The sequence below is a fragment of the Pseudomonas sp. LBUM1640 genome, assembly GCF_059716225.1.
In genome coordinates this window covers 6,350,549-6,371,863 of sequence record NZ_CP166816.1, presented here as the reverse complement: position 1 = coordinate 6,371,863, position 21,315 = coordinate 6,350,549, and the positions used below count along the sequence as shown (strand labels likewise).

At 59.9% G+C, this 21,315-nt stretch carries 18 protein-coding genes; 10 read left to right on the top strand and 8 right to left on the bottom strand.

The features are described 5' to 3' along the window. Window positions 1-150: 150 nt before the first annotated feature. A complete protein-coding gene (locus ACA065_RS28360) occupies window positions 151-1,095 on the top strand; it encodes a GlxA family transcriptional regulator (protein WP_497692425.1) in 945 nt (314 codons plus the stop codon). A gap of 68 nt (window positions 1,096-1,163) precedes the next feature. Beyond that, window positions 1,164-2,342: an AAA family ATPase gene (locus ACA065_RS28355; RefSeq protein ID WP_497692424.1), complete on the top strand. Its 1,179-nt coding sequence runs from the start codon at window positions 1,164-1,166 to the stop codon at window positions 2,340-2,342. A 125-nt stretch (window positions 2,343-2,467) separates the two neighbouring features. On the opposite strand, the gene ACA065_RS28350 is transcribed toward ACA065_RS28355, so the two are convergent. Together ACA065_RS28350 and ACA065_RS28345 are read right to left on the bottom strand one after the other, a co-directional pair. Beyond that, complete coding sequence (locus ACA065_RS28350) at window positions 2,468-2,884, bottom strand: DUF3010 family protein (protein WP_497692423.1); 417 nt, start codon at window positions 2,882-2,884, stop codon at window positions 2,468-2,470. 40 nt (window positions 2,885-2,924) lie between these two features. After that, window positions 2,925-3,326, bottom strand: a complete 402-nt coding sequence (locus tag ACA065_RS28345) for a lysozyme inhibitor LprI family protein (RefSeq protein ID WP_497692422.1) — start codon at window positions 3,324-3,326, stop codon at window positions 2,925-2,927. A 218-nt stretch (window positions 3,327-3,544) separates the two neighbouring features. On the opposite strand from ACA065_RS28345, the gene ACA065_RS28340 reads away from it, so the two are divergent. The 6 genes from ACA065_RS28340 to etfB all read left to right on the top strand — a co-directional run bounded on the left by ACA065_RS28340 (window position 3,545) and on the right by etfB (window position 11,452). After that, on the top strand, window positions 3,545-4,522 hold the full coding sequence (locus ACA065_RS28340) for a dipeptidase (RefSeq protein ID WP_497692421.1): 978 nt from the start codon (window positions 3,545-3,547) through the stop codon (window positions 4,520-4,522). A 212-nt stretch (window positions 4,523-4,734) separates the two neighbouring features. After that, window positions 4,735-5,265, top strand: a complete 531-nt coding sequence (locus ACA065_RS28335; protein WP_008033249.1) for a DUF5943 domain-containing protein — start codon at window positions 4,735-4,737, stop codon at window positions 5,263-5,265. Between the two features lie 16 nt (window positions 5,266-5,281). Further along, complete coding sequence (gene dgcA, locus ACA065_RS28330; protein WP_201125556.1) at window positions 5,282-7,342, top strand: dimethylglycine demethylation protein DgcA; 2,061 nt, start codon at window positions 5,282-5,284, stop codon at window positions 7,340-7,342. A gap of 150 nt (window positions 7,343-7,492) precedes the next feature. After that, window positions 7,493-9,451: a dimethylglycine demethylation protein DgcB gene (dgcB, locus tag ACA065_RS28325; RefSeq protein WP_497692420.1), complete on the top strand. Its 1,959-nt coding sequence runs from the start codon at window positions 7,493-7,495 to the stop codon at window positions 9,449-9,451. Then, window positions 9,451-10,671 carry an electron transfer flavoprotein subunit alpha gene (gene etfA / locus ACA065_RS28320; protein ID WP_497692419.1) on the top strand — a complete coding sequence of 407 codons (1,221 nt, stop codon included), beginning with the start codon at window positions 9,451-9,453 and terminating at the stop codon, window positions 10,669-10,671. Before dgcB ends, etfA begins: the two co-directional genes overlap by 1 nt. 10 nt (window positions 10,672-10,681) lie before the next feature. Beyond that, window positions 10,682-11,452 carry an electron transfer flavoprotein subunit beta gene (gene etfB, locus ACA065_RS28315; RefSeq protein ID WP_497692418.1) on the top strand — a complete coding sequence of 257 codons (771 nt, stop codon included), beginning with the start codon at window positions 10,682-10,684 and terminating at the stop codon, window positions 11,450-11,452. A gap of 805 nt (window positions 11,453-12,257) precedes the next feature. Here etfB and gbca read toward each other — a convergent pair. Next, complete coding sequence (gene gbca, locus ACA065_RS28310; protein WP_497692417.1) at window positions 12,258-13,553, bottom strand: glycine betaine monooxygenase oxygenase subunit; 1,296 nt, start codon at window positions 13,551-13,553, stop codon at window positions 12,258-12,260. 283 nt (window positions 13,554-13,836) lie between these two features. On the opposite strand from gbca, the gene gbcB reads away from it, so the two are divergent. Further along, entirely contained in the window at window positions 13,837-14,937 is a 1,101-nt protein-coding gene (gbcB, locus tag ACA065_RS28305) for a glycine betaine monooxygenase reductase subunit (protein ID WP_122716694.1), read from the top strand. A gap of 125 nt (window positions 14,938-15,062) precedes the next feature. Here gbcB and ACA065_RS28300 read toward each other — a convergent pair whose 3' ends face one another. From ACA065_RS28300 to ACA065_RS28290, 3 genes are all read right to left on the bottom strand, one after another. After that, entirely contained in the window at window positions 15,063-15,596 is a 534-nt protein-coding gene (locus tag ACA065_RS28300; RefSeq protein WP_497692416.1) for an REP-associated tyrosine transposase, read from the bottom strand. Between the two features lie 158 nt (window positions 15,597-15,754). Further along, on the bottom strand, window positions 15,755-15,955 hold the full coding sequence (locus ACA065_RS28295; protein ID WP_497692415.1) for a hypothetical protein: 201 nt from the start codon (window positions 15,953-15,955) through the stop codon (window positions 15,755-15,757). A gap of 183 nt (window positions 15,956-16,138) precedes the next feature. Continuing rightward, complete coding sequence (locus tag ACA065_RS28290; RefSeq protein ID WP_497692414.1) at window positions 16,139-17,179, bottom strand: threonine aldolase family protein; 1,041 nt, start codon at window positions 17,177-17,179, stop codon at window positions 16,139-16,141. Window positions 17,180-17,269: 90 nt separating this feature from the next. On the opposite strand from ACA065_RS28290, the gene ACA065_RS28285 reads away from it, so the two are divergent. Continuing rightward, window positions 17,270-17,998, top strand: a complete 729-nt coding sequence (locus tag ACA065_RS28285) for a TraX family protein (protein WP_497692413.1) — start codon at window positions 17,270-17,272, stop codon at window positions 17,996-17,998. Here the strand turns inward: ACA065_RS28285 and ACA065_RS28280 are convergent. Next, window positions 17,963-19,024 carry an NAD(P)/FAD-dependent oxidoreductase gene (locus tag ACA065_RS28280; RefSeq protein ID WP_497692412.1) on the bottom strand — a complete coding sequence of 354 codons (1,062 nt, stop codon included), beginning with the start codon at window positions 19,022-19,024 and terminating at the stop codon, window positions 17,963-17,965. The two genes, ACA065_RS28285 and ACA065_RS28280, sit on opposite strands and share 36 nt — an antisense overlap. After that, on the bottom strand, window positions 19,021-21,246 hold the full coding sequence (locus ACA065_RS28275) for a hypothetical protein (protein WP_497692411.1): 2,226 nt from the start codon (window positions 21,244-21,246) through the stop codon (window positions 19,021-19,023). The genes ACA065_RS28280 and ACA065_RS28275 overlap by 4 nt, the downstream gene beginning before the upstream one ends. Window positions 21,247-21,315 lie beyond the last annotated feature (69 nt).

The window sequence follows — 21,315 nt, the reverse complement described above, 5'->3', positions numbered from 1 at the left end:
GTGCGCCGTGCAGCCAAGTTACGCAAGCCGAGGGCCGGCAAAGCGCACGGCGGCGACCAGCTCTTGCACTGCAGCGACCTGTGCTCTTGAATGGCCCCTTGAACTGGCGTATCACAGTGACCACGCTGCCCGTCTTGCGAGAGCGCCACCATGTCCCAGGATTTCTACTTTCTGCTGATGCCGGGTTTCTCGGCCATTGGCTTTATTTCCGCGCTGGAACCGCTGCGCGTGGCCAATCGCTTTCGTGGCGAGCTGTACCGTTGGCATGTACTCAGCGCCGATGGCGGTGCGGTGCTGGCGAGCAACGGCATGTCGGTGAACGCCGACGCCGCGCTGGAGCCGCTGAAAAAAGGCGCGACCTTGATGGTGGTGGCCGGTTTCGAACCCTTGAAGTTCACCACGCCCGCGCTGGAACACTGGCTGCGCCGCCTCGACCACGACGGCGTGACGCTGGGCGCCATCGACACCGGCGCCTGCGTGCTCGCTGAGGCCGGTTTGCTCGATGGCCACCGCCTCACCCTGCACTGGGAAGCCATTGACGCCTTCAAGGAGTCTTATCCACAGCTCACCGTGACCCAGGAGCTGTTCGAGATCGACCGTCGTCGCATCACCTGCGCCGGCGGCACTGCTTCCATCGACCTGATGCTCGACCTGATCGCCCAGGCTCACGGCCCGGACCTGGCGATCCAGGTTTCCGAACAATTCGTACTCGGCCGCATCCGCCCGCGCAAAGACCACCAGCGCATGCAGATCGCCACACGCTACGGCATCAACAACAAGAAGTTGGTGCAGGTGATCGGTGAAATGGAGCAACACACTGAGCCGCCGCTGAGCACGTTGGCGTTGGCCGAGGCGATCAAAGTCACTCGGCGCCAGCTGGAGCGGCTGTTTCGCCTGCATTTGAACGATACGCCAAGCAACTTCTACCTCGGCCTGCGCCTGGAAAAAGCCCGACAATTATTGCGCCAGAGCGATATGAGCGTGTTGGAGGTGAGTATTGCCTGTGGGTTTGAGTCGCCTTCTTACTTCACGCGCAGCTATCGGGCGAGGTTTGCGAAATGTCCGAGAGAGGATCGGCGACGGGAAGTGGTTTGACGGGCAATTATAGTTAATTATACTCACTACTATAATTTATAGTCCTTTCCATAATTGAGTATAAAACCATGTCCAAGAACAGCGGCTTTGTGTTTCGCCGCCCCGCCCTGGCAAGCAGCATTGCCGACGGTTTGGTGGGGGCCGGTATTCAGGATTTCACTTCCGGCCTGTTCCTCGCGGCGCCGCGCCGCACCGGCAAAAGTACCTTTTTGCGTGAAGACCTGATCCCGGAGTGCCAACTGCGCGGCTGGCTGGCGGTGTATGTCGATCTCTGGGCGGACAAAGACAAAGATCCGGCAGAGTTGATCGACAGCGCGATTGCCGCTGCTCTGGTGCCCTATGAAAAGGGCATTCGCAAACTGGCCAAGAACATTGGAATCGAGAAACTCAGCTTTCTGCGCACGCTCTCTTGGGACTTTACCAAACCACAATTGCCTGTCGGCGCAACGCTGACCCAGGCCTTGGAATTGCTCCACAGCGCTGCGCAAAAACCCGTCGTACTGGTGATTGACGAAGCGCAGCACGCCTTAACCACCGAGTCCGGTATCAACGCGATGTTCGCGTTAAAGGCCGCCCGGGACCAGCTCAACCAAGGCCGTGACGAGGAGGGCAGCGGCTTGCACCTGGTGTTCACCGGTTCCAATCGCGACAAGCTTGCGCATCTGGTGTTGGGCAAAAGTCAGCCGTTTTTCGGCTCCAGCATCACGCCGTTCCCCTTGCTCGGCAAAGCGTTCACCCAGGCTTATACCGCACACCTCAACGCGCACCTGGCCGAAACCAATCAATTCAGCGCTGCCGACATTGATGAGGCGTTTGAGTTGGCAGGTCATCGTCCCGAGATGCTGCGCACCATTATTGGTGAAGTGGCGCTGGAACTGGGCGAGGCCAGCAATTTGGGCCAACTGTTGCACAGTCGTGCCGAACTATTGCGCGCGGGTATATGGACTGAATTCGAAAGCGCCTGGAACAACCTCACCATCCCCCAGCGCGCCGTGCTGGAAGTGATGGTGGAGCGTTCGCAACACAACCAACCGTTCGCGCCGTTTACCGACAGCACCCTGACGGCAGTCAGCAAAGCGCTGGAAGACATGGGCAGCGACGTGGTGCCGGGCACTCAGACCATCCAGGCCTGCATCGATGCCCTGCGCGACAAGGAGCTGGTGTGGAAGTCGAGCCGGGGAGGCTATGCCTTGGAAGACAAAACGTTCGGCGATTGGCTGCTGCACAAAAGCCGTACATCTCACTGAAGGGCAACACGCATCAAATGTGGGAGCGGGCTTGCTCGCGAATGCGGTGTATCAGTGAGAGATGTTTAACCTGACACTCCGCATTCGCGAGCAAGCCCGCTCCCACAGGGGATTTGTGGTGTGGCTTACTTCTTTACCAGTGCCGAACACGCTGTTTTGTAGGCCTCATGCTGATATTTGTTCAGCGAGGCCGGCAGGGCAAAGTCGTGCTTCTTGTTCTGCGCATTGATGGTCTGCGGCGACAACAACACCACCTCAACACCCTCCAGCAACTGAAACACCCCTTCAATCTTGAACGTGGTCGGGCCACCGGCGAATTCGCCTTTCTTGCTGCGTTTCTTGATCGCGATGCGGGTGATGGCGTTTGCCTGCACAAACGCCTTCACCTGGGCGGCGAAGGCTTTGACGTTGGCCGCTTCATCGTCGCCGTCGAGGGCGATTTTCTTGGTGGCCAGGGCGATGTGTGTCAGCGCCTGGCTGTCCAGCGAGGCGACAGCGATGATGGCTTCGCTGCCTTTGATTTCGATGCCGCAGATAGTCATGAATGGCCTTGATTCAGAGAAAAGTGGCGGGGATTGTCGCTTATTCCTGCCCAATCGACTCCAAAAACTCCGACCGCTCATCACTCATCCGCGCCAGGCAATCATTCTGCGCAATCGCGTACTCCTTGCTGCCATTCACTGCCGGGAAGGTGTCCACTGCGCAATCGGCGTCGCGCAGTTTTTCCCATTTCTGCTGGGCATCCTTCAGACGAGCGGTAATGTCGGCTAGTTGCGACTTGTTGCTGCCATAGGTCGAACCCATGCGTTCCAGCAGGCCTTGATAGTTATCCTTGAGCAATTGCTCGGCGGTGGTCTTGTTGTAGGTGGCGCATTCCAGGGTTTGCTTGTCGTTCTCGATGCCATCGCACGGCGTGCTGTCGGTGTCTTCGGCCGCGTGGACGCCGGTTGCGATGAGTGCCAAAGCCAGGAAAATCGATTTCATTGCGCCGTCTCATATCAGGTGATGCGGAATTCTGGCTCAAGCGTAAGACAAAGAACAGTCACCCGTCAGACGTGTCATGACGCCCTTTGTCGCGGATTGACGCTTTCGGCAATTCCCCTGTCGTTTTTGCACCCGGCTCAGGTTGCCCCTGAGCATATGCTGGCCCCAAAGCGCCGGCAGACGATTCGGCGCACGAATCGCCAATAAGGGGACGCCTGATGAGCCCAGCGCAATTGCACGCCGACAGCATCGTTATCGACGGGCTGATCATTGCCAAGTGGAACCGCGACCTGTTCGAGGACATGCGCAAAGGTGGCCTGACCGCCGCCAACTGCACCGTGTCGGTGTGGGAAGGCTTCCAGGCTACGATCAATAACATCGTGGCCAGCCAGACCCTGATCCGTGAGAACAGCGACCTGGTGATCCCGGTGAAAACCACCGCCGACATCCGCAAAGCCAAGGAACAGGGCAAAACCGGCATCATCTTCGGCTTCCAGAACGCCCATGCGTTTGAAGACCAACTGGGCTACGTCGAGATCTTCAAGCAGCTCGGCGTGGGCGTGGTGCAGATGTGCTACAACACCCAGAACCTGGTCGGCACCGGCTGCTATGAGCGCGACGGCGGGCTGTCGGGCTTTGGCCGTGAAATCGTCGGTGAGATGAACCGCGTCGGCATCATGTGCGACCTGTCCCACGTCGGCTCCAAGACCAGCGAAGAAGTCATCCTCGAATCGAAAAAACCGGTGTGCTACTCCCATTGCTTGCCGTCCGGCCTTAAAGAGCACCCGCGCAACAAGTCCGATGAAGAACTCAAGTTCATTGCCGACCACGGCGGCTTTGTCGGCGTGACCATGTTTGCGCCGTTCCTGGCCAAGGGCATCGATTCGACCATCGACGATTACGCCGAAGCCATCGAATACACCATGAACATCGTCGGCGAAGACGCCATCGGCATCGGCACCGACTTCACCCAGGGCCATGGCCAGGATTTCTTCGAAATGCTGACCCATGACAAGGGCTACGCCCGCCGCCTGACCAGCTTCGGCAAGATCATCAACCCGCTGGGCATCCGCACCGTGGGCGAGTTCCCCAACCTCACCGAGACCCTGCTCAAGCGCGGCCACAGCGAGCGTGTGGTGCGCAAGATCATGGGCGAGAACTGGGTCAATGTCCTAAAAGACGTCTGGGGCGAGTGAATAACTCTGGAGCCTACTCCGCTCGCCGATAGCTGCGTCAGGTCCTCGCGCCAAACTCGCCGTACGTCCCGTACTGTCTCGCTTGTCGCTCCGGTCCTTGCTTGCTCTCGACGTGCTCGCTACGGCTCCAAAGTCATTCACACGGCTTGTTTATAAGAGCAAAGCAAAAGCTTTGTTAAGCACTCAAAACGAATTTTCGGAGTTAAGTTTCCATGGCCAAGATCGCCCCGCAATTGCCAATCGAAGTCGACAGCGAAACCGGTGTCTGGACCTCCGACGCCCTGCCGATGCTGTACGTACCGCGGCATTTCTTCGTCAATAACCATATGGGTATCGAAGAAGTACTGGGCGCTGATGCCTACGCCGAAATCCTCTACAAGGCCGGCTACAAATCTGCCTGGCACTGGTGTGAAAAAGAAGCGGAATGCCACGGCCTGGAAGGCGTCGCGGTGTTTGAGCACTACATGAAACGCCTGTCGCAACGCGGTTGGGGCCTGTTCAAGATCCAGGACATCGACCTCGACAAAGGCACCGCCAGCGTCAAGCTCGAACACTCGGCATTCGTCTACGTGTACGGCAAGGTCGGGCGCAAGGTCGACTACATGTTTACCGGCTGGTTTGCTGGCGCCATGGACCAGATTCTGCAGGCGCGTGGCAGCAAGATCCGCACCGTGGCCGAGCAAGTCTACGGAGGCTCCGAAGAGGGCCACGACGACGGCCTGTTCACCGTCAAGCCGTTGTAAGTCGAGGAACCGTGCCATGGCTTTCGAAGCAATGTTCGCGCCGATCCAGATCGGCAAACTGACCATCCGCAACCGCGTGCTCAGTACCGCCCATGCCGAGGTGTATGCCACCGACGGCGGCATGACCACCGACCGCTATGTGAAGTACTACGAAGAGAAAGCCAAGGGCGGGATCGGCCTGGCGATCTGCGGCGGTTCTTCCAGTGTGGCCATCGACAGCCCGCAAGGCTGGTGGAAGTCGGTGAACCTGGCGGATGACCGGATCATCCCGCACTTCCAGAACCTGGCCGATGCCATGCACAAGCATGGCGCCAAGATCATGATCCAGATTACCCACATGGGCCGCCGCTCGCGCTGGGATGGCGAGCATTGGCCGACCCTGCTGTCGCCGTCGGGTATCCGCGAGCCGGTGCACCGCGCCACCTGCAAAACCATCGAACCGGAAGAAATCTGGCGCGTGATTGGCAACTACGCCACGGCTGCGGCGCGGGCGAAAGCCGGTGGCCTGGACGGCGTGGAACTGTCGGCGGTGCACCAGCACATGATCGACCAGTTCTGGAGCCCACGGGTCAACAAGCGCACCGACGAATGGGGCGGCAGCTTTGAAAACCGCATGCGGTTCGGCCTGGAAGTATTGAAGGCCGTGCGCAAGGAAGTCGGCCCGGATTTCTGCGTCGGCATCCGTTTGTGCGGCGATGAATTCCACCCGGACGGCTTGTCCCACGAGGACATGAAGCAGATCGCCAAGTATTACGACGACACCGGCATGCTGGACTTCATCGGCGTGGTGGGTTCGGGTTGCGACACCCACAACACCCTGGCCAACGTTATCCCCAACATGAGTTATCCACCGGAGCCCTTCCTGCACTTGGCGGCCGGCATCAAGGAAGTGGTCAAGGCCCCGGTGCTGCATGCGCAGAACATCAAGGACCCGAACCAGGCCACGCGTATTCTGGAAGGCGGCTACGTGGACATGGTCGGCATGACCCGCGCCCACATCGCCGACCCGCACCTGATCGCCAAGATCAAGATGGGCCAGATCGACCAGATCAAGCAGTGTGTCGGCGCCAACTACTGCATCGACCGTCAGTACCAAGGCCTGGACGTGCTGTGCATCCAGAACGCCGCCACGTCCCGTGAATACATGGGCGTGCCGCACATCATCGAGAAATCCACCGGGCCCAAACGCAAAGTCGTGGTGGTGGGTGCCGGCCCTGCCGGGATGGAAGCGGCGCGGGTTGCCGCCGAACGTGGCCACGACGTGACACTGTTCGAGAAGAAAGAATTTATCGGTGGGCAAATCACCACCGCTTCCAAGGCGCCGCAGCGCGACCAGATTGCCGGCATTACTCGCTGGTTCCAACTGGAACTGGCACGCCTGAACGTCGACCTGCGCCTGGGCGTGGCGGCAGACGCGGCGACCATCCTCGACCTGCGCCCTGACGTGGTGGTGCTGGCGGTGGGTGGTCATCCGTTCCTGGAGCAGAACGAACACTGGGGCGCCGCTGAAGGTTTGGTGGTGAGCAGTTGGGACGTGCTCGACGGCAAAGTCGCGCCGGGCAAGAACGTGCTGGTCTACGACACCATCTGCGAATTCACCGGCATGTCGGTGGCGGATTTCCTGGCGGACAAAGGCAGCCAGGTCGAGATCGTCACCGACGACATCAAGCCGGGCGTGGCCATCGGCGGTACGTCGTTCCCGACCTACTACCGCAGCATGTACCCCAAAGAAGTGATCATGACCGGCGACATGATGCTGGAAAAGGTCTACCGCGAAGGCGACAAACTGGTGGCCGTACTGGAGAACGAATACACCGGCGCCAAGGAAGAGCGTGTGGTCGATCAGGTTGTTGTCGAGAACGGCGTGCGCCCGGATGAAGAGATCTACTACGGGCTCAAGGAAGGTTCGCGCAACAAAGGCCAGATGGACATCGAAGCCTTGTTCGCGATCAAGCCGCAGCCGTGCCTGAGCGAGCCGGGTGAGGGGTACTTGCTGTTCCGCATCGGTGACTGTGTGGCGCAGCGTAATACCCACGCCGCGATCTATGACGCCCTGCGCCTGTGCAAGGATTTCTGACCCACTTGATCGTTCCCACGCTCCGCGTGGGAATGCCGCCCTGGGCGCTCCGCGTCCGCTCTTAAGGTCGTGACGCAGAGCGTCACAGGATGCATCCCTGCGCAGAGCGTGGGGACGATCATTGACCCCGAGGTCTTTGGGAGCTTCACCATGTTGAACATCCTTCTTCCCATCCTGCTGTTTACCGCCCTGGGCCTTGCCGCCCTCGGCGCCCTGCGCCGGGTGAACATGTGGCGCCGTGGCCGCGCCTCCAAAGTCGATTTGCTTGGCGGCCTGCTGGCCATGCCCAAGCGCTACATGGTCGACCTGCACCACGTGGTCGCCCGCGACAAATACATCGCCAACACCCACGTCGCCACCGCCCTGGGCTTTGTGCTGTCGGCGTTGCTGGCGATTCTGGTGCACGGTTTCGGCCTGCATAACCGCATCCTCGGCTATGCCTTGCTGCTGGCTTCGGTGCTGATGTTTGTCGGCGCCACGTTCGTCTACCTGCGTCGGCGTAACCCACCGTCACGCCTGTCGAAAGGTCCGTGGATGCGCCTGCCGAAAAGCCTGATGGCGTTCTCGGTGAGCTTCTTCCTGGTGACCTTGCCGGTGGCCGGAATCCTGCCTGCTGACTTCGGCGGCTGGCTGCTTGCCGCGCTATTGAGCGTGGGCGTGCTGTGGGGCGTGAGCGAGATGTTCTTCGGCATGACCTGGGGCGGCCCGATGAAACACGCCTTCGCCGGTGCCCTGCACCTGGCCTGGCACCGCCGCGCCGAACGTTTTGGTGGCGGCCGTTCTACCGGCCTGAAACCGCTGGACTTGAGCGACAAAACCGCGCCTCTGGGCGTGGAAAAACCCAAGGATTTCACCTGGAACCAACTGCTCGGCTTCGACGCCTGCGTGCAGTGCGGCAAGTGCGAAGCTGCATGCCCGGCGTTCGCCGCCGGCCAGCCGTTGAACCCGAAAAAGCTGATCCAGGACATGGTGGTCGGCCTGGCGGGCGGCACCGATGCCCAGTTCGCCGGCAGCCCGTATCCATCAATTAACGGCGGGGGCAAACCCATCGGCGAACACAGCGGCAACCCGCACCAGCCGATCGTCAACGGCCTGGTGGATGCCGAGACCCTGTGGTCGTGCACCACCTGCCGAGCCTGCGTGGAAGAGTGCCCAATGATGATCGAGCACGTGGACGCCATCGTCGACATGCGCCGCCACCTCACCCTGGAAAAAGGCGCCACCCCGAACAAGGGCGCCGAAGTCCTCGAAAACCTGATCGCCACCGACAACCCCGGCGGTTTCGCCCCGGGCGGTCGCCTGAACTGGGCGGCGGATTTGAACCTGCCGTTGTTCAGCGAAAAAGGCAGCGCCGATGTGTTGTTCTGGGTTGGCGACGGTGCCTTCGATATGCGCAACCAGCGCACCCTGCGCGCGTTCGTCAAAGTGCTCAAAGCGGCCAAGGTCGACTTTGCGGTACTCGGCCTGGAAGAGCGCGACAGCGGCGACGTCGCGCGCCGCCTGGGCGATGAAGCCACGTTCCAACTGTTGGCCACGCGCAATATCCAGACGTTGGCCAAGTACAGCTTCAAGCGCATCGTCACCTGCGACCCGCACAGCTTCCACGTATTGAAAAACGAGTACGGCGCCTTTAACGGCAACTACGTGGTGCAGCATCACAGCACGTTTATGGCCGAACTGATCGGCGACGGCGCGCTGAACCTGGGCCAGCACAAGGGCAACAGCGTGACCTATCACGACCCTTGTTACCTGGGCCGCTACAACGGCGAATACGAGGCGCCGCGCCAAGTGCTGCGCGCGCTGGGGATCGAGGTCAAGGAGATGCAACGCTCGGGCTTGCGTTCACGCTGCTGCGGTGGCGGCGGCGGTGCACCGATCACTGACATTCCCGGCAAGCAACGTATCCCGGACATGCGCATGGAAGACATCCGCGAGACTGGCGCCGAGCTGGTGGCCGTGGGTTGCCCGCAATGTACGGCGATGCTTGAAGGCGTCGTGGAACCGCGTCCGTTGATCAAGGACATCGCCGAACTGGTCGCCGATGCGTTGTTGGACGAGGCCGCACCGACCCAAGCCCCGACAAAGCGTGAACCTGCGGAGGTGCATTGATGAGCGACATTATCCGCCGCGACCCACGGGCCGAATGGATCGCCCGCAACCGCCTGCACCCGTTGCATGCAGCCATGCAGCCGCTGCAACACAGTTGGATGGGGCCCAACGGCGTCATCCGCAAGAACCTGCATGGCATCGGTTTTATCGGCCCCAACGGCATCAAGCGCATCGACCGCAGCGGCGCCCAGCAGGGTGGCGCGGCCAAGCGTACGGCGGCGGTGGAGGTGCAGGTGCCGCTGCATCAGGTGACAGCACCGGCGTTCTACATCAGCGTAGTGCCGGACATGGTCGGCGGCCGCCTGAGCAGCCACGACCGCGACGTGCTCGGCCTGGCGCGGCAACTCGCCGGCAGCGACGGCGCGGTGCTGGCGGTGGTGTTTGGTGAACACAAAGAAAGTGCGTTTGCCACGGCGGGTGTTGACCGCCTGTTAGTGCTGGACGGCCACGCATTCGACGGTTATTCACCGGAACAACGCGTGCAAGGCCTGCGGGCTGTGGATAACCAGTTCAACCCACGCCATTGGCTGCTGCCCGACAGCCGCAGCGGGGGTGGCGAGTTGGGACGGCGTTTTGCCGCGAGCCTTAAGGAGCGCCCGGCCACACGGGTCTGGCAGATCAAGGGCGATGAGTGCCTCGGCCGCGCCGGTGCGGGCCAGGAAGACTTGGCTCGGCCGCTGCCGCGCCTGATTCTCGCCGCGGCCGAATGCGCTGATCCCGTCAGCGAAACGCGCCACGAAGTGTTGCCCATGGAGTTATCCACAGCCTTGGCGCGCCGCTTGCCGCGTATCGAAGATCTCGGTGCGGTGGCCGTCGACCCAGGCGCAATTCCTATGGCCGAGGCGGAGTTTATTTTCTCCGGCGGCAACGGCGTGAAGGACTGGGCACTGTTCCACCAGACCGCCGCTGCACTGGGCGCTACCGAAGGTGCCTCGCGGGTGGCGGTGGACGATGGCTTTATGGCGCGTGAGCGCCAGGTCGGCGCCAGCGGCACCTGGGTCACGGCGCGGGTTTACGTGGCCGTGGGCATTTCCGGGGCGATCCAGCACCTGCAAGGCATCGGTGCCTGCGACAAGGTGGTGGCAATCAACCTGGACCCGGGCTGCGACATGATCAAGCGTGCCGACCTGTCGGTGATCGGCGACAGCGCCGCGATTCTGCAAGCCTTGATCACTGCGGTCGAGGCCCACCGCAATGGCGCCAAGCGCGATGCGGCTTAAGGACATGACCATGACGACGAATGTAATCAGCTTGGTGTCCATCGGCGCCCACCCGACCTCAGGCCGCCCACGCCGCGCCGAGCAAGATGCCCGTGCTGTCGAGCTGGGCTTGCAGATGGCTGGGGATAAGTTGCAGGTGCTGCATGCAGGCAATATCCATGAGCCCACATTGCGCAGCTACCTGGGCATGGGCTTGCCACAGTTGCATGTGCTGGAACAGCCGGCAGGTGCTGACGCCTTGCCGGTGCTCAGTGATTACCTGCGCGACGCCGGCGCCCAAGTGGTGCTCACCGGCAGCCAGGCGGAAACCGGCGAGGGCTCGGGCATGTTGCCGTTCCTGCTGGCCGAGCAACTGGGCTGGCCGCTGATTGTGGGGCTGGCGCAGGTGGAGTCTATCGATGCCGGCGTGGCCCACGTGCTGCAGGCGTTACCGCGCGGGCAGCGGCGGCGCTTGAAAGTGCGTTTGCCGTTTCTGGCCACGGTGGATAACGCCGCGCCCAAGCCACGGCAGAGTGCCTACGGCCCGGCGCAGCGCGGCGAGTTGGCGGCCCATGAGGTGGAGATTGAACACGACGAGTTATTCACAGCTGCGCTGCTGCAACCGGCCAAGCCACGGCCCAAGCGCCTCAAGGTGATCAAGGCCAAGAGTGGTGCGGATCGTATGAAGGCGGCCACGGCCAAGGCCAGTGGTGGCGGTGGGCAGGTGCTCAAAGGGCTGAGCCCTGAGGCGGGTGCTGAAGCCATTCTCAAGCTGCTCATCGAAGAAGGCGTGGTGCGCTGATTCCCTGTGGGAGCTGGCTTGCCTGCGATAGCATCACTTCGGTCTAACTGATAAACCGAGTTGCCTGCATCGCGGGCAAGCCCGGCTCCCACAGAAAAGCCCGCTCCCACATTAGATCTGCGGTATTTGTGGTCTTACCCACAATCCCTGTTGACCCGTCTGTGGATAACCTGTTCGCGATTGTCCACAGCCCCGGTAAATCAAGCCCTACAGCCCACTGTACGAAAAACAACCAGGCTAACTGACGGTTTTTCCTTGGGTTTTTTCACAAACCTGTTCATTGCTCAAGGCAGACTTGCCCCCAAAGTCTGTTGGCGCTTCTGTGGATAAGATGTTTGCTACCGTCTACAGCCCATATAAACAGGGGCTTGCAGTGATCTGGTTAAAATATGATCAATTCGCGTTATTTACCCGATGAAAACCCTGAATACCCCGATTTATCAAGCGTTGACGTGGTTTTCCACAGCGCCGCGAAAGTTGTACCCAAAGTCTGTTGGTGCTTCTGTGGATAAGGTGTTTGCGTAGTGCTACAGGGCACGTAATCCGTGGCTTTCAACGCTTTGGTTAATAAATGATCAGTGGCTGTTAAAATCGCGTGAAGTGAATAAGTCACGGATTTTCTTCATTTATTTTCAGGTGGAAACGCACTTGCCCACAATTGCTGTGGGTGGCTTTGTGGATAAGTTGTTAGGCGAAGGCTGGAGGGCCGGGCGGCAGCGGCCTGCGAAAGGTTTGATCAAAATTTGAACACGGGTGATATCCAATGTGGGAGCTGGCTCCCACATTTTGATCGGTCGTGTGTCAGTTACTCGTGAACGGCTACGCCCTTGAGGTAAGGCGCCGGCGCCGCCCCCAGGTTGCTCAGCAAGCGCTCGCTGTACCAATCCACAAAGTTCACCACGCCAAACTCATAGGTCTGGGAGTACGGCCCTGGCTGGTAAGCGGTGGAATTGATCCCGCGCTGGTTTTCTTCGGCCAGGCGACGGTCCTGGTCGTTGGTGGCGTCCCACACTTTGCGCATGCGCTCCACGTCGTAGTCCACGCCTTCGACGGCGTCCTTGTGCACGATCCACTTGGTGGTGACCATGGTTTCCTGGGCGCTGATCGGCCACACAGTGAACACGATGATGTGATCGCCCATGCAGTGGTTCCAGGAGTGGGGCAGGTGCAGGATGCGCATCGAGCCCAGGTCCGGGTTCTTGATGCGGCCCATCAGCTTATTGCAGCCTTGCTTGCCGTCGAGGGTCATCGATACGGTGCCCTTGAGCAGCGGCATGCGCACGATACGGTTACGCAAGCCGAAGCTGGCGTGGGCGTAAGGGATTTTTTCCGCGTCCCAGGCGGCGGCCGACGCGGCGACGTGGTCCTTGAAGGCCTGGTCGGCGCGCGGGTCGGTGACGTCGTCCCACTCCAGCAGGGTTTTCAACAGTTCCGGGTGCGACGCGTTGCAGTGGTAGCACTCGCGGTTGTTTTCCAGCACCAGCTTCCAGTTGGCTTTTTCGAACAAGGTGGTCTGGATCGCCACCTTGGTGTTTTCCATGTCGTACGGTTCCATGTAGTGGTTCAGCGTCGACAGGAAGTCATCGATGGCCGGTGGGTTCTCGGCCAGGCTGATGAAGATATAACCGCCGGCGGTCTTCACGTTCACGGGTTTCAAACCGTACTGCTTCATGTCGAAGTCGGCGCCCATTTCGGTGCCGGCGAACAGCAGGCGGCCGTCCAGTTCGTAGGTCCACTGGTGGTAGTGGCAGACGAGTTTGGCGACCTTGCCCTTGTCGCTGGTGCACAAACGCGAGCCACGGTGGCGGCACACGTTATGGAACGCATGCACCACGCCGTCGGCGCCACGGATCACGATGATCGGGTTCTTGCCCACTTGCAGGGTCAGGTAGTTGCCCTTGGTGGGGATCTCGCAGGTCATGCCGGCGATCAACCACTCTTTCTGGAAGATCTCCTGCATGTCGATATCAAACAGCCGCTCGTCAGAGTAAAACGGCTGCGGCAGCGAAAAGGTGCGTTCGCGCTCTTGCAGCATTTGCGCGGTGGCCTTGCGTGCGGGTTCCAGCGGATCGCCCAAGCTTAAGGTTGCGGTGACGTCCATCGTGTGTGTCCTCAGGGCCATTCTGTGTGGCCGGCGAAAAGTGACTAATCAGGTTTTGCAGCAAGGCGTAAAGAAAGCGTAGTTGTTGGGAGCGAGTGTGGGCCCGGCAAAGGCCAGAACCTTGTCCATTAACGACATGGCCCACTCTGATCCCGACGCGCAACCCCCGTGGTATGGGGGCTGGTCGCGATAAGTATGTGAATGTCGCAGATAGGTAAATGGGTGGTTCTCGCGTTACGCAGAATCGCCACCATCAGGCCGATATACGGCTGCGGAGAACAGCATGTCCAACAGCTTCCTGAATCCGGTAACCACCCAGACCTGGGCCAATGGTCGGCACATCGTCCGTTGCGTCAAAGTCATCCAGGAAACCTGGGACGTGCGCACCTTCTGCTTTATGGCCGACCAGCCGATCCTGTTTTTTTTCAAGCCGGGACAATTCGTCACCCTGGAGCTGGAAATCGACGGCCAGCCGATCATGCGCTCCTACACTATTTCCAGTTCACCGTCGGTGCCGTACAGCTTTTCGGTAACGATCAAGCGCGTGCCGGGCGGCAAGGTCTCCAACTGGCTGCACGACACGCTGCATGAGGGCCAGGAGCTGGCGGTGCACGGGCCGGTCGGGTTGTTCAATGCCATCGACTTCAGCAACCCCAAAGTCCTCTACCTCAGCGGCGGCGTCGGCATCACGCCGGTGATGTCCATGGCGCGTTGGTATTACGACACCAACGCCAATGTCGACATGACCTTTATCCACAGCGCCCGCTCACCCAAAGACATCATTTACCACCGCGAGCTGGAACACATGGCGTCGCGGATCGATAACTTCAGCCTGCACCTGATCTGCGAAAAACACGGGTTGGGTGAGCCCTGGGCCGGTTATCGCGGCTACCTGAACCACAAGATGCTCGAATTGATGGTGCCGGACTTCCTCGAACGCGAAGTGTTCTGCTGCGGCCCTACGCCGTACATGAACGCGGTGAAACGCCTGCTGGAAGCCGCGGGCTTCGACATGGCGCGCTATCACGAGGAATCCTTCGGCGCCACGCCGCCCGAAGCGCGTGCCGACGCCGTGGAGCAAGCCGAACAAGCCGCCGACGCCCCGGAAATCGACCTGGCGGACCTGCATCAGGTGGAATTCATCGCCTCGGGCAAAAGCATCCGTGTGGCGCCGGGCGAAACCGTGCACGCGGCGGCAGCCAAGCTTGGGCTGCTGATTCCGAAAGCCTGTGGCATGGGGATTTGCGGCACCTGCAAGGTGATGAAACTGGGCGGGGAGGTCGAGATGGACCACAACGGCGGGATCACGGAAGAGGACGAAGCCGAAGGCTACATCCTGTCGTGCTGCAGCGTGCCGAAGGGTGATGTGCGCATCGAGTTCTGATTAACCGCGCTCGATCGTTCCCACGCTCCGCGTGGGAATGCCTCCTGGGACGCTCCGCGTTCCGTTTCCAGTTGTGACGCGGAGCGTCACGGGCTGCATTCCCACGCAGAGCGTGGGAACGATCATCAGCACCACCGTTGTATGTCTATTAAACCCTCACTTCCCGCGTAATTACGGGCGCTGGAATATCGCCAGTGCTCGGCCAAGTCCACATAGCCTCGCTTTACGGGGTTGCAATGGATGTAATCCAGTTTTTGGCGCATCACTGTCTCGCTGTACACCAATTCGGCATGTGAGCCTTCCTGCCAAAGCTGATAAACCCGGTCTGCCTTGTGTGCGCGTTTGCTGAAGCGCAGGCGTTGTAACACCCGCTCGGCACCTTTGCTTTGCAGGTCATCAATGATGGTACGCGCGGTGAAGGATTTGAATTGACTGACGCACTTGCACAGGTCAGGCGCTTGGGCGACGAAGTGCAGGTGGTTTTCAAGAATGACGTAGCCAAATAGGCTTAGCGCATGGTGCTTTTGCTGATATCGCCAACACTCCAGGAGATGGCCCACGAGGTAGTCGCGGGTAAACAGCGGTAGCCACTCCATGACAGTGCACGTTAGGAAGTGCGGTTTTTCGGGTTCGGTGATGACGTAGCGGCTTCTGCCCATCTATTCGTCCTTGAGTCGAGGTGTGGCGTGGACGCGGAGCGTCCGGGGATGCATTCCCACGCGGAGCGTGGGAACGATCAGTGTCGCTCCGCGTGGGAACGATCACTCAGGTCGGTTCCGCGTTGCAGGTCATGAGTCTGCGACGCGGTCCTTAGTTGTTAACGTGCAAAGAGCTGGATGGAGAATTGATCGCCTGAGGCTGTCAATTCGAAGGCTTTTTCATAGATGGTCAGGGTTCTCGAAGGCTCCCTGATGGTGTCACCGACGTTTGCCAGTTTCCTGAATTCGTCCCAACTTACGAACGTGTCGCTCAGGCTGCCGCCTTGTCGTGTGTTTAGGTTGTAGCATTGATTTTCCATGGTCTAACCTTCTGCTGGATTTCCGTTTCCGGCCGATTATTCGGCAGGCAGTTGTGCCCGAAAGGTGGCCGCTGCAGCGGCCTTTTCCTTCCGGGTTCCAGTAGGCTAGTCGATGAAAATAGGGTTAGATGCTGTCGGAAACACCAAATAACATTCTCGGCAATCCGCCAGTATTCGTCGCGCTTAGGCGCTCATCACTTTCCTAATATCCGCAGCTAATTCTCTTACGCGCTCTTCCTCGGTATCCCACGCACACATGAAGCGCGCGCCGCCTTTGCCGATGAAGGTGTAGAAGCGCCAGCCCTTGGCCGTCAGTGCCTCGATGGCCGCTTCCGAGAGCTGCAGGAACACGCCGTTGGCCTGTACCGGGAACATCAACTCGACGCCGGGAATATCCGCCACCAGGCTGCTCAGCAATTGTGCGCAGTGGTTGGCGTGGCGGGCGTGTTTGAGCCAGGCGTCGTTTTCCAGCAAGCCTACCCAGGGCGCGGAGAGGAAGCGCATTTTCGACGCCAGCTGGCCGGCCTGTTTGCAGCGGTAATCGAAGTCTTCAGCCAGCTTGTGGTTGAAGAACAGGATCGCCTCACCCACCGCCATGCCGTTTTTCGTGCCGCCAAAGCACAGCACGTCTACGCCGGCTTTCCAGGTCAGGTCTGCCGGTGAGCAGCCCAGGAACGCGCAGGCATTGGAGAAGCGTGCGCCGTCCATGTGCAGGTTCAGGCCCAACTCTTTGCAGGTGACGCTGATCGCGCGGATTTCTTCCGGGGTGTACACGCTGCCGACTTCGGTGGCTTGGGTCAGGGTGACCACGCGCGGCTTGGGGTAGTGAATGTCCTGGCGCTTGAGGGCGATCTCGCGGATCGACTCCGGGGTCAGCTTGCCGTTTTCGGTGCGCGCAGTGAGCAGCTTGGAGCCGTTGGAGAAAAACTCCGGCGCGCCGCACTCGTCGGTTTCAACGTGGGCGGTTTCCGAGCAAATCACGCTATGGTAGCTCTGGCACAGCGAGGACAACGCCAGGGAGTTGGCGGCGGTGCCGTTGAAGGCGAAGAATACTTCGCAGTCGGTTTCGAACAACTTACGGAAACCGTCGGCAGCGCGGTGGGTCCATTCATCATCGCCGTAGGCGCGTTGATGGCCCTGGTTGGCGAGTTCCATGGCGGCCCAGGCTTCCGGGCAGATGCCGGAATAGTTGTCGCTGGCGAATTGTTGGCTCTTGTCGGTCATGGCCCATTCCTGTGGTCGATGTTGGTGCGCACTGTAACCAAGATTGTCCGAAGTGCGCACGCACTGTAAATGCAAAGTCACTGGGGAATTATGCACGGTACTCAAACGATGCCTGTCGGACGCGTCCGTGATGGCGCTCTGGATTTGCTCAAGTGGCTGGCGCTGCTGAGCATGGTGCTGGACCATCTGCGCTACGTCGGGCTGAGCCTGGATGGCTTGTATGTACCGGGGCGCCTGGCGTTCCCCTGGTTTTGCATGGCGATTGCAGCCAATTTGCATCGGGTTCGAAACGCACCCGTGACCGGCCAATGGCGCTACTTGGGTTGGTTGTTGCTGTTCAGTGTGATCAGTGAAGTGCCGTACCGGCTATTTGTCGACGATGCCGATACGTTGAACGTATTGCCGACCTTGGCGCTGGGCCTGCTGATTGCTCGAGGATGGCAGCAGAAGGCGCTTGTTGATCGAGGTTTGGCGCTGATCGCCTTCACATTGGCCGCGGTTTTTTCCACGCAGTTGATGTTTGGATTTTTCGGAGTTTTGTTGCCGCTGGCCATGCTGCTGGTGTTCAGCCGCCCATGGTATTTCAGCGTATTACCCGGCTTGGTGTGTGTGGCCGCTAACCAATGGCAGATTCTGCTCAATAGCGCCAGCTTGATTGCGATGCTTGGGCTGGCTGCTTGCCTGATCGCGCCCTTGGCGGGGCTGCTCGTTTTGCGACACGGCAAGCACGCCGCGCCACCTCCCATGCGCCGCTGGGCCTATGCCCTGTACCCGTTGCATTTTCTACTCTTGCTGGTGGTTCGCAACGCTATTGGCTGAAGGCGATTGCAGCCAAGAAGGAGGGAATGGATGAGCGGAGTAAAACTCGCGCATTTTTTTCACGTCGTGTTCAAACCAATCCCGTAGCCATTGGCAATATTGAAGCGAAATGGCCTGTCCATGCACTGGGCTGGCACGTTCATCGACAATACAGTGGGCCGCCATCATTCCCGACATCAGGGCCTTGAGTACGCCGTGAGAGGCGCCAGGGTCCAACACGGTGGCTGCGTCTCCTATGATGAAATACCCATTGCCGGCCGCTTGGTCGCAGATTCGCCAGGTGACATCGGCACCCTGGATCGCGCCTTCACACGCCAGTTGGTCAAAACCGGCCGGCACAGCCGATGCCTTGGGCAGCTTGTCTTGCGCAAAGCGCAGGCGCGTCCAGTGATAGAGCCCCTGGCCGATGTGAGCCGTCCAGTACCAGCCTGCTCGATCAGCGAAGATGCCCAGCGCAGTCTCTTCAACCGTTCCTCGCTTATAGCCATACACCGCCGTCAACGGTGCGGAGTAGCGATGCGATGTCAGCCCCAGTTGGCGTGCCAGCCAACCATGCGCGCCACTGGCATCGACAAGGTGCCTGCAAAACAACTTCTCTGTCTGGGTCCGAATGCCCACCACGCGATCTTTTTCCAGCAGCACGGCCTTTGCCTGACAAGGTTGCAGGGCATGCACGCCTAATGCGATTGCTTGATTCAACAGCAACCCATCCAGCGTTGCCCTGGGGATTTGAAACCCTCGCCACGGCCCGTCTTTATCTTCGCCAAAAGGAACAAAGCGGCGTTCCTGATCCCACTGTACCCAGGTGCCCGTGGGGCGGATGAAGGCATCGCCGCGGACGTTTTCAGCCACGCCCAATTGCTGGAGCAGCGGTTCTATACCGGGGTGCAAGGTTTCACCCGGGCGTGGGCGCGGAAACAGCAGGCGCTCAACAAGCGCTACTTTCAGGCCCTGTTGCGCGCAACAAATGGCTGCCGCGCAACCTGCCGGGCCGGCGCCTATGATGATCACGTCATAATGATTCATGGTGTTTGGTCTGGGGTTTCTTGAATGTGCTCCCACCGCTCAATCCCCCGTTGGCGCAACATAACGTTTGGCCATACCAGGTAGGTATACGTGTCGGTCAGTTGGATTCGCACTTGGTCGAACGCGGGTGATCGAGCCGGTAAATAGCGGAACATTTTGAATCGATAACCCGTGTCATTGGGCGACACTGACACGTTCGTATTGAGCGTCACTACTTGGGCGTCACCCGGCGTTGCAGGGGTGAACGAGTCGATATGCCAGCGCGGAGCCCTGTCGGACTCTTCCACGGAAAGCCTGACTCGCCGGAAGGCATCGATACGCCGTTGATATTCCTGAGTGTCGACTTTGCCTGTCATCGCCAGCGAAAACTTTCCATTGAGTGCGTTTTCTACGTAGTCGACGTAGAAGAAGGATTCGAAGGCCCTGTGTGTTGCGTTATTGGCGATATAGCTCTTAGCTGCGGCTACGCCGTCCCAGGGCAAACCGGCATTTTTGCCGACCTCCTGATCCCGCATCGGCTTGATGGTCGGGCCGGCGATGCCATCAGGCTCATAGGACTGTGCTGAGTCCGGTGCAACAGCGGGCCAAAATGAGCTTAATGCCGCGCAAAGCTTGGCATCCTCGGCAAATGGGCTGGCCAGCCTGTAAGTCGCCAAGTGTCTTACGTCGCCCGAGGCGCTTCTGTGAACAGCGGTGGCAACGTCCCAGCCCGGCGCAAATACCCCAGCGCCTGCATCAGGAAGACACGATGCGCACTGCGCAGAAGCAACTTTTGGCTGGGGCGTGGTCGGTGCGGGCGTGGCATCAAATTGGGCAACAATCGCGGTCATGCTGACGTCCGTACTGGAAAAGGACGCAGGAAAAGACTGGATATTGGCCGGGTAACGAGAGTCGGACAGGCATCGCGGTTGTGTTTTGAAGAGTGTGCCCGGAAGATCCGGGTCGAGGTCTTCAAGCCATTCAACCAAGTGCCGCTGCGCGCACAGAGGGTAGAAGTCCGGCGGGCAGATCAGCGAATAGGCGGCCATGCGTTGTGGAATGGCGGCGTCCAGCGCTGTGCATTGGGCTTGAATCCGGCCATCGGCGGTGAAGTCCAGATAATGCAAGGCTTTGAAACTGCCCTTGGTTAACTCGGCCCGCATGTCTGACCGGCGATTGAGATTGGTGATGTTGCCGGCGTCATCGACTTTGTGGCGAATATGCACGAATTGCGAAGCGTTTTCGGGAAGTGTCAGGCTGGAAGCCAGAAGTGCGGGGTTGGCAGGCACGTTGAACGTCAACGGCTTGCCTTGGTATTGAGCGGCTTCAGTCAGATATTTATGGGGGGTGGCCGCCATTAATCCTTGGCCATACGTTTGCTCGGGCAGCCAGTCTGCGAGGCCTTGGGTGATGACGAAGGGCGGTTGGCTGATATGGGGTTCTGCCCAGCCCGACCCTGACCCCAGCGCCAGATGTATGTGGCGTAGTTTCTCGTTTCTGTGCTGTGCTTGGAGTTCAACGGCCAGTGTCATGCCGGCGATGCACTCGTTGCCGTTGAACAGTTTGTGCAGGGGCACCCAGAAATCGTGGGTGGCGTCATCGGCGCCAAAGCGCATGGGCCCGAAGCGGGTGCGGTCGCCTTTGAGCTGGACCGCGACATAGGCGCTGTACCTTGCCGGCAGCACTCGAATAGCAAAATTGTCCTCTTCTACAAACGGCAGGAAACCTCTGCTTTTTGCGTCGTACAAAGGGGCCGTAGAGCCCACCCGTGCCAGCCCGGAGCGTGAAAAACACAGATCGGCCTGCACCTTGTGCACGGTGTCGGGCGCCGGGCGATACTCGACCGCGAAGACCACCACCGCCATGGGCCGCCCACTGGCGCGCGCCGTCAATTGCGCAAGGCTGGGCGGCTGGCGGCCATACACGTAGGTGAGGACGGTTTCGAGTTCTGCCGGCGTGGGGTAAGCCAGGAGTGGGTTGCCGCTGGCGTCGGTTGTCACGTTGGGGCTGGCCAGTGCGTGGTAGAGCAGGCTGGCGGCGGGTTTGCCGGGTTCAATGCCCCGTGTTCCGCTCAAGGCGAAGTCTTCAAAGCCTGGGCGTGTTCGGTCTGGATTCAGCGTTTTACCCAGTTCGTTTTCAAGCGTGGGCGCAAGTATGTCGAGGCCGTGGCGAAGCAATAAGTTGCGCCAGCCAAAGGGCGCCAGACGCTTGCAGATATCAGAAACTTGGTTAAGTAGAGCCATGCCTGCATTCCTCAACGGGTGTGGGGCTCAATCTGGGTTTGCACCTTTGGAATTGAGCCGTGAACGCGT